At 36.7% G+C, this 9,105-nt stretch carries 8 protein-coding genes and 1 other RNA gene; 4 read left to right on the top strand and 5 right to left on the bottom strand.

Annotated features, from left to right (window positions below; genetic code table 11):
- Positions 1-528: 528 nt before the first annotated feature.
- A complete protein-coding gene (locus KKG99_06280) occupies positions 529-1,698 on the top strand; it encodes a sigma-54 dependent transcriptional regulator (protein ID MBU1012592.1) in 1,170 nt (389 codons plus the stop codon).
- A 54-nt stretch (positions 1,699-1,752) separates the two neighbouring features.
- Here the strand turns inward: KKG99_06280 and KKG99_06275 are convergent, their stop codons facing one another.
- From KKG99_06275 to KKG99_06260, 4 genes are all read right to left on the bottom strand, one after another.
- Positions 1,753-2,712, bottom strand: a complete 960-nt coding sequence (locus tag KKG99_06275) for a hypothetical protein (protein ID MBU1012591.1) — start codon at positions 2,710-2,712, stop codon at positions 1,753-1,755.
- A 27-nt stretch (positions 2,713-2,739) separates the two neighbouring features.
- Positions 2,740-3,696 carry a hypothetical protein gene (locus KKG99_06270; GenBank protein MBU1012590.1) on the bottom strand — a complete coding sequence of 319 codons (957 nt, stop codon included), beginning with the start codon at positions 3,694-3,696 and terminating at the stop codon, positions 2,740-2,742.
- A 133-nt stretch (positions 3,697-3,829) separates the two neighbouring features.
- Positions 3,830-4,342 (bottom strand): hypothetical protein, encoded by a 513-nt coding sequence (locus tag KKG99_06265; GenBank protein MBU1012589.1) that lies wholly within the window; start codon positions 4,340-4,342, stop codon positions 3,830-3,832.
- 17 nt (positions 4,343-4,359) lie between these two features.
- Positions 4,360-6,075 carry a hypothetical protein gene (locus tag KKG99_06260; protein ID MBU1012588.1) on the bottom strand — a complete coding sequence of 572 codons (1,716 nt, stop codon included), beginning with the start codon at positions 6,073-6,075 and terminating at the stop codon, positions 4,360-4,362.
- 378 nt (positions 6,076-6,453) lie between these two features.
- Here KKG99_06260 and ssrA point away from each other — a divergent pair.
- Positions 6,454-6,821: a transfer-messenger RNA gene (gene ssrA, locus KKG99_06255) on the top strand.
- Between the two features lie 329 nt (positions 6,822-7,150).
- On the opposite strand, the gene KKG99_06250 is transcribed toward ssrA, so the two are convergent.
- Entirely contained in the window at positions 7,151-7,384 is a 234-nt protein-coding gene (locus tag KKG99_06250; protein MBU1012587.1) for a hypothetical protein, read from the bottom strand.
- 348 nt (positions 7,385-7,732) lie between these two features.
- On the opposite strand from KKG99_06250, the gene KKG99_06245 reads away from it, so the two are divergent.
- Together KKG99_06245 and KKG99_06240 are read left to right on the top strand one after the other, a co-directional pair.
- A complete protein-coding gene (locus KKG99_06245) occupies positions 7,733-8,269 on the top strand; it encodes an ArsR family transcriptional regulator (protein ID MBU1012586.1) in 537 nt (178 codons plus the stop codon).
- Between the two features lie 290 nt (positions 8,270-8,559).
- On the top strand, positions 8,560-9,078 hold the full coding sequence (locus tag KKG99_06240; protein MBU1012585.1) for a UpxY family transcription antiterminator: 519 nt from the start codon (positions 8,560-8,562) through the stop codon (positions 9,076-9,078).
- Positions 9,079-9,105 lie beyond the last annotated feature (27 nt).

Below are 9,105 nucleotides of genomic sequence, written 5' to 3'. Positions count from 1 at the left end.
TATTCAAGCGATCCAGAAGATTTAACAAAAATTCGACTTTGAATAATCGACAAATTAAAAAAGATAAGAAACCTAAAAGACAAAGATCAAACGACTTGGATCGCGACATGCAATACAAGGAATAGAGCTTGTTTTTTAGGTCTGTAAGACTTGATTTTTGGTGCTTTTCATCAAGGAAAAGCACAGATAATAAAACAAAAAATATGCTAAAAGTTTTATTGCAACCTTATTGTAAAGGACTTCTTATTTATACACTTCTTATGGTGAAAAGGAAAAACAATCTTAATTTCTTAGCTTTATTAAAAATCTTCAAATAATTGTTGCCTAAATTGTGAAGAAATACACGCTAGTAGGTTAGTCTCATTCATCCCGATACGCTGCACTATCGGGATTCCTGCCTGTACTGCTGTTTAGGCAGGCAGGCGTTTAACTTAGAATTTTTATAACGCTAGCACTTATAAAAATTTAGTTTCACGAATAAACCTACTGCTGATTAATGCTTATCTTTGAATACATTTAAATTTTATCATGGCCAGAATACTTATAATCGACGACGAACGCAGCATCAGAAACACCCTACGGGATATACTTGAAAGCGAAAAATACCTCATTGATGATGCTGAAGACGGTGTAATTGGATTTGAAAAAATAAGTCAAAATGAATATGATGTTATTCTCTGTGACATCAAAATGCCACACATGGATGGCATGGAAGTTTTAACAAAAACCCTCGAATTAACGGATACTCCTATCATTATGATCTCCGGTCACGGCACCATTGATACTGCTGTTGAAGCCATTAAAAAAGGCGCATACGACTATATTTCAAAACCTCCTGATTTGAATCGGTTACTGGTAACCATTCGCAATGCCATGGACAAATCCAAGCTCATTAGCGAAACAAAAGTACTAAAGAAGCAAGTTGGCAGGAAATGGGATATGATCGGAGAATCTGAGGCTCTCACGCAGGTTAAAGAAATGATTGAAAAGGTGGCACCAACGAATGCCCGTGTTTTAATTACCGGTGAAAATGGAACAGGAAAAGAATTGGTGGCTCGTGCACTTCACGAAAAAAGCAAAAGAGCAAAATCTCCTTTTGTAGAAGTAAATTGCGCGGCTATCCCTAGTGAACTAATCGAAAGTAACCTATTCGGACACGAAAAAGGTTCATTCACCTCTGCCATTAAACAACGTAAAGGAAATTTCGAACTTGCTCATGGTGGCACCTTGTTTCTCGACGAAATTGGTGATATGAGTCTCTCTGCCCAGGCAAAAGTATTAAGGGCTTTGCAGGAGAATAAAATCATGCGCGTTGGCGGAGAAAAAGACATAACGGTTGATGTGCGGGTTATTGCAGCAACAAATAAGGATTTGAACGAAGAAATTGAAAATAAAAGATTCCGTGAAGATCTCTATCATCGTTTGAGTGTTATTTTAATCAGGGTTCCACCATTAAGAGAGCGTAAAGAAGATATCCCAATATTGGCAAATCATTTTCTTGAAGACATCAGCTCGCAGGCAGGAAAAGCAATCATGCAGATTAGTGATGAAGCCATCGTAGAACTTCAAAAAATTGAATGGACCGGCAATATCCGTGAATTCAGGAATGTTTTAGAACGATTGGCTATTTTATGCGATAAGGTAATCACTCCTGAAGATGTTATCCGTTTTGCGCATCCATTAACCCATAAAAGATAGATTCCAAAACAAAAAAACCGGAGAAAAAAGCTCCGGTTCATTTGTTTTTAGGGCTTAAAATACCCACAAAATATTTTGATAAGTAGGTTGCTGTCCTTGTCCAAATGCAACTCCGACATCCCGATAAGCTTTAATTCTCATTGCTTCAAGTTTCACATTATCGCCCCAAACCCTTTCCATAAATTTCCAATCACGTTTTTCGTCTTCTCTCATTTTCTTTTCAATTTTCGAGATGAGCGTACCCGATTTTTTGAAACAATCAGAATCAGGATCGATCAATGAAAGCACGGCAGTTGCATCAACGGCACCTGTAGTATTTGGATTCGCGGCAAACAATCCTGAAGCAATGTTTACATAGGCTTCACAGTCGTGATTGATATAATCCTGATAAATGGGGCCTATTTCATCCATACACTTCATATAGCAATCCTTGCAAACATCCGGAACAGAAGATAACAAGGCAAGTGATTGTCCAAACTGATTTTGAGAAGCCAATGATTTCGCTCTGGAAATAATAAAATCACATTTTGAATTATAATACTCAATGATTTTACGCTTACCATCCTGCATAAAATCTTTAACTTCTTTATTATTCAGATTGATAGGTTTAAGCCCATTGGTATAAGCTTTGTTCGCATTGGTCCCCGCCCCTTTCGTTATAATTGAAGTAGACGAAACAATGGTTTGCTCCACAATATCGACGATATACAAATAGATACCATAAGTATAGGCTTCCATCGGGGGTTGGGTTGGGGTGATATCTTTTGTCATCACCGACATTTTAGCCGTAAGTGCAAATCTTGGACTTCCGGAAATTCCACCAAGCCCATTTTGTGAAGCAACCTGGTCAAGCTTATTTTGCAGCAAACTTCTGGCATGCTCCGGAATTCCATCAACTCCGGGAGGAATAATTACCGTTAATGCAATCCGGTCCTGATCGTTGGCCGAACCATAATTGTTTTGCGAAAAAGCAATGATTGGCAGCAACATCAATAAAACAAGTATCTTTTTCATCTTTAAAAGTTTAAATGATTAAAAATGTTATTTTTCACCGATAATCAGCCAAATTTCACCCAAACCACGGGTATAAATCTTGGCAGGGGATGAAAATGGAGGATTGCCTATAAGTGTTCTCAAATCCCTGATCCATCTTCGGGTATCCTGTGCACGGTTACGATCATCATATAAAGCGATTCTTACCTGTTCGAATAAGATTTGATTTTCGGTATAATTTGAGGTATTGAACCTGCCTTCAACGGTATTGGCTGATACCCAATCTTCAATGATCTCACCCAATTCCAAAGTTTCACCATTCCAATCAAATTCCTCTTCTAAATTAAATGGGGAACTATCCCAAACCCTTGCCTGAAAAACAATTTCACGTCCATTGGTCAGCAAATCATTAAAGTGATCCTGTAATCTTGCATTAAAATTATCCAGATGCGCGAGAACGGCTTCTTCAAGTAAAATTGCTGTTTCACTTGCAAAAGAAGGCTCGCCTGTACCCTGGGCTCCGGCAATTTGCTTATTGGTATAAGCATCGATCCCTTGAAGCATGAAGGTGATGGATCGTTTCGGACCGCTTTGATTTATAACATAGTTCAATTGAATGATGATATCGGCATTTGCTGTCCTTTTTAAGACATCAATAGGAGTTTCGGCAATATCACTTCCCGAATTGCTTGTCAGCATACTAAGCTCAGCACCTTGGGTTTCAATGGTGTTCATAACACTTTCCAGGTTTTTCAACGGAAAACTACGATCAGCCATCAATGTGTTGATCTTTCCGATAACCAGAAGCAGATCAGTTTCTTGTTGGAGGGCCATCCGATAATCCGGAAAAGTTCGTGCACTTCCCATGATGTCGCGTGTAATTGAATAGCCATTTTTGATACACCAGTTGTCGCTGGGAACAATCATGATAGTAGGTTTTTTAGCCTGAGAAAAGACGCTTATGGTGATTATAACCATGAGAAGTAAAAAGAATATCCTTTTCATCTGTTTATTTTTTTATAATTTATTAATTCGGTTAGATGCCTGCCTGTCGGCAGACAGGGAATACGCCATGAAATAATCATCCTTGGTTTGTGTGAAAATTTATTTCTCATGGCTATTTCATACGTTTTAAGTTTTAAAATCCGGTTCCTAATTTTTTAATGATCCCGGCAGTTTCTAACTCCGTTCTTAAAGCTGAATGCCTGATTGAAACCACAATTCCTACTTTGTAATCCTTCTTGGAAACTTTAATTCTGTCCATGGTTCCATCTCCGGTTTCCGAAACAAATTGCAAATACCTTCCGCCATCTTCAAAAAAGAGGTCGAAATATTCGCTGTGTTTTTCGGTTGCAGCCGGATCGCTAATCAACGGACGCTGCATACATCCGGGCTTGCCCGCTAATATGCCTTTAAACATGATTGCATGAACTGCATTTTTTTTAGCTTGATAAACTGCTTTTTCAGGTTTATTTCCAAAACCCCAGATTTTTACCAATTGGGTGCCATCCATTCCTGTACCCATACATTCCACTTCATAGTTGGTTATTAAATAACCGGCCATTTTCTTTTGTTTTTTTGTTTGAGCACTCATGCTCAACGAAAATATAAAAACAAAAACAATACTTAGATTAATCATTTTCTGGTTCATAATTCTTTGGTTTTATATTAAAACATAAATCGAATTCCAAATGAATACCCTATTCCGCCCCGATCTGGGAATGTATCGTCGTAAGTTATATCCATAACTTTGGTTCCATCCTTATCTTGTTCCTCGGAGAAAAGAACAAATTTGTAATTAACGGATCCTACTAGCTGGATATTATAAGTAGCGTTTATCCCTGCACGTACCCCGCCTTCCACAAACTGGCTCGATATTTTGTTATCTGCTGCATTATCCCAATTAGCTTTTTCCAATCCATATCCAACAAATGGGGCAATATGGAAGTTTGGAATTGGATATAATTCTTTTCCAAAACCGGCGCTAAGTTTTAAGAAATTATATTCCGTATTCAGGTTTTCCTGCGTATCATATCCTCCCTCTATATAGAGATGAAGCGAACTTAGCAAGCCTGATCTGCCTTTCTTCACCGCTCCTTCATAAATCAGTGTTGATATATAAAACTCGGCACGACCTGCAAAACCGGTAAATTCTGTATTGGTCAATCCTAGAAAGAGGTTGATTCCTACTGCATTTTTTTGTTCCATGAACATTCCGTAATTATCAATTTTCCATCCTGAGGTTTGATAGAATTGAGAGGGTTGGGTTTCGCCACTGGTGATGTCTCTATTATCCGAAATTTTTATTGCCTTAACAACACCTTTTCTTTTTGTAATAGTTTCGCCACTATTGGTTTGAATATTTTCGTATACAAAATATCGCTGATCAAACTTCAAACCTTCCTTTCTTCCAATTTTCGAGGTGATGGGCCTCACTCCGGTTACAAATGCTTTTACCCTGAATTCATCGAACTTATTCTCTATTTTCGTGATGATCCCATTCATTCCTGAATTCACCAAATCCTGCATAAGTTGATCGCTGCTTTTTTGTGTTTTAGGGGCCAGCTTTTGTCCGGGATTGAATTGAGATGCAGAAAGCGGCTGTGTGAAAGTGGATACCAACTTCAGCGGGAAAGAAGTTGATTCGAAAGCTTTTATTTTTGATTCACGATTTGGGTCATTTTCACCAATCCAATAATCCTGAAAAAATACCGCAGCGACAGAATCGTTAAAATCCAGTTTATACAAGTACCCTGTAACATCGGCCATAAAACCATTGCTGGTGCGGTTCTTAGCTTCTGTTTTGTTCTTTTCATAGTATTCATTCATGGTCATGACATTTGAAAAATCAAACATCAAAACAAACGATTTATCTACCAGGTTCATTCCCATATCCATCAATGCTGCCTTGCCCCTCTTCGATGCCTGAGCAACCACATAATCTGCATCAGTAGCATTATACATTCCTCTTTCTTTTAGCAGGTCAACGCCAAACTGTCCATTGGTGCGGCTAAACCATTTCGAAATCAATTTTTGTCCGGTTTTGTTTTCAGTTAACACATCATCCAGACTGGCCGTGTTAATTTGTTTCGCAAATACCGAAGTGGTGGTTATTGAAGCTCTGTCTTTTAGCACTTTCAGGATTTTTACATCCAAAGTATTATCATAGAATTTATCAGGTACTACAAATGACGAAAATTTTTGTTTTACCAAATCGCTGTGATTTTCATTAAAATCCAGATAATAAAAGGTCATTGAGTTTCGGTCATAATCCGAAGACACTTTTTGATCTTTAACTTTTTTACCTGTTTGAGCTACATTTTGAGCATTCATTACAATCGTTGAAATAATAAAGATGCTTAAGAAGATTATTGATTTTTTCATTAGAAGGATAATTAGGTTCACAATAAGATGCCTGGATCAAAAAAAATTGGGTTTTAATTAATCGAAACCTAGGGTAAATATAAAATATTTTTTAACATAAGCATATTGTTCTAATCAACTTAATAAAATTAAATTTCTGATAACAATTCTTGATTTATAAAGTAATTCAGACTCAATGACTAATATTTTTTCTTCATATCAGGATGCAAATTATAAATCTGAATTCAAAAAATCTTAACAGTGAAATTTTAAATGATGCCTTACTCCGTAAAGGGCTTAATCAATAATTATTTTATATACTGCATTAATTTTAGTAAATTTGCCGCTGATATATGGGGTTCCCAAATATCATTTCTACATTTAACATCAATATTACCCGGGGCTGACCGGTTTTGACAGCAAGGAAGTGGAGATGTAAGCATGCCGAGGGTTGTGAATATGCCTCGTTAATCCTAATTCTCACAGCCATTAACTGGCGACAATAATTACGCGATAGCCGCTTAGTCTAGAGATTAAGCCGCTTACTGCTTCCCGGGAAACCTCGCTTAACGGTGTCCCGACCGAAGCATCATAAATGTTGAGCTAGCTTTTGCAAGGTCTTGGTGCACGGGCGAAATATAAAGACTAAGGTTATAATAGGTGTGCCTTTCATCGGTTATTTCCCGACAATCAACTAAAGGATAAGCATGTAGAAAGCGTTTTGACTGCTTGTTTGGACCAGGGTTCGAATCCCTGCAGCTCCACGCAGTGGAGATGAAAAGCTGACCGAAGGTCGGCTTTTTTTCGTAGAAAAACAGGGATGAGAAGTTTATCCCGTGAACTCTGAGAAACGGGAAAACCCTGCAGCTCCACCTTCGCTCTACGGAGCCTTGGCGAAGTAGTGTTTCACTCTCTTCTTCAAGGCTTCTTCGAGCTTCTGTAGATAACAGGGATGGCTTCCCGAACTCGCCAAGAGCGAGTCGGGACGCCATCCCTGTTATTTGTAATTCAATAAATAATGTAAAAAATTAAATTTGCAAAATCATGAACAATAAAGCGGTCCCGAAGCTTCGGAACCGCTTAGCAGGGTTTTTAATTAAGGTTGTTTTTGCTTTTGTTTTTCAGCGTAAAATTTGTTTAACTCAAAGTTCAATTTAAGTAGTATATCTGCAGGAATTTGCTTTACTAATTCTTTATCCCTTAAAAAGTCTGCTCTATCAGACGGGTGCATGTTGTATAGCAATTCTACTGTTGTCATGTTTTTTACTTTAGCTTTCAGGAATTTATTTACTCCGCAAACATGTTTTTCCATTTGTTGTCTAGTTGTCATTGGTGATTAGTATTAATATCAATCCCGTAGATACATCTTCAAATAAACAAGCTTTTTAGGAAAGAAAATAAGATGTGCTTTTCATAAAGGTAATCAATTTAATCCCCATGTAGGGAAATAATTAACGAACTCCAGCAATTAAAGGCAATTAAGCATCACAGGGATGGCGTCCCGACTCGCTCTTGGCGAGTTCGGGACGCCATCCCTGCTTATAGGAGCTTTTCAAACTAAATAAATAATAACAGATGAATAATTATTCCTTAAAAGGCGCTTTTTTAAAATCCTAAATTTCTTTTGATTTTCAATAATTATTGAGTAAGTTTGTTACTCAATCTACCACTACATATCATGTTAGATACGCTAATTACCTCAAAAACACGTATAAAGATATTGTTAAAATTCTTCCTGAATGGTAACGCTAGTGCGTATTTGCGAAATCTTGAAGCAGAATTTAACGAATCTACGAATGCAATCCGGGTAGAACTGGTTAGGTTTGAAAATGCCGGATTACTTAAATCAGAGTTTTCAGGAAATAAAAAAATATTTAAGGCCAATACTCAACATCCACTATTTAAACCAATTAATAACCTTATCATGTATCATATTGGTTTCGACCAAATTATAGATAAAGTTATAGAAAAGCTCGGTAAAGTGAATTATGTTTTTATTGTTGGAGACTTTGCTAATGGAATAGATAACAATTGTATTGATTTACTTTTTATTGGAAAAGATATCAATCAGCCGTTCTTAATTGAATTGATTGAGAAAGTTGAAAAAAATATTGAACGTAGAATCCGGTACTTAATCTACACCAAAGAAGAATTTGAAATTTATAAAGAACAGAATAATAAAATTGCACCGCTGCTTTTATGGGAAGAAGTGTAAAGATTAAAATGCTAAATTAGGGGCTGAAATACAGTATTTGAAGGAGAATTGAGATTTTTTAAAATGTGACTATAGGGGCGAAGCTATGACATTCAGATATTAATATTACAATTGATCATGTATTTTAATTGATCTCTAAAACTTTATTCCACAACACATTACATTGATTATAAAAAAATAAAATACAAGTAAACACAAAAATATTGAATCGACCGTTGAGCAGCAATTCCAATTCTTCTTTACCATCAATTGCTAAGTCACATAACGATGAAGAAAAAAACTCTTTTCCCATGAAACAACTTTCCTATCACTGGTACGCTCTTTATACCAAATCAATGCAGGAAAAGAAAGTTTATGCCGAAATTATTAAAAGAGGGTTTAATGCTTATTTACCACTTGAAACAAAGATAAAGCAATGGAGTGATCGAAAGAAAAAAGTAGAAGTCCCAATGATTCGATCCTATGTGTTTGTGAATATCAGTGAAAAAGAGTATTATGACATCGTTAACATAACTGGTGCTGTGCGTTATGTAACATTTGAAGGTAAAGCAGTCGCGATTCCTGAATGGCAGATCGACGCCATGAAAAAAATGGTAGAATTTAAGGCACCTCATTATTACAGCGGCGAAAGGTTTTTGAAAGGTGAGATGATAATAATAGAATCAGGGCCTTTAAAGGGATATGAAGGAGAAGTCGTAAAAGACAATAATGGCAAAAACAAAATTATCATCCGGATTAAGGATATAGGTTATTCATTGATTCTTGAACATGCAGCATCAGTAACAAAGAAATCTAAATTACCCGTGTAATTATGTTCCGGTATCAAATAATGGGTT

The sequence above is a fragment of the Bacteroidota bacterium genome, assembly GCA_018816945.1.
In the GTDB taxonomy this organism is placed as follows: Bacteria; Bacteroidota; Bacteroidia; order Bacteroidales.
Note: the sequence above shows the minus strand (reverse complement) of the source record. Positions and strands in the feature narration are given on the sequence as shown.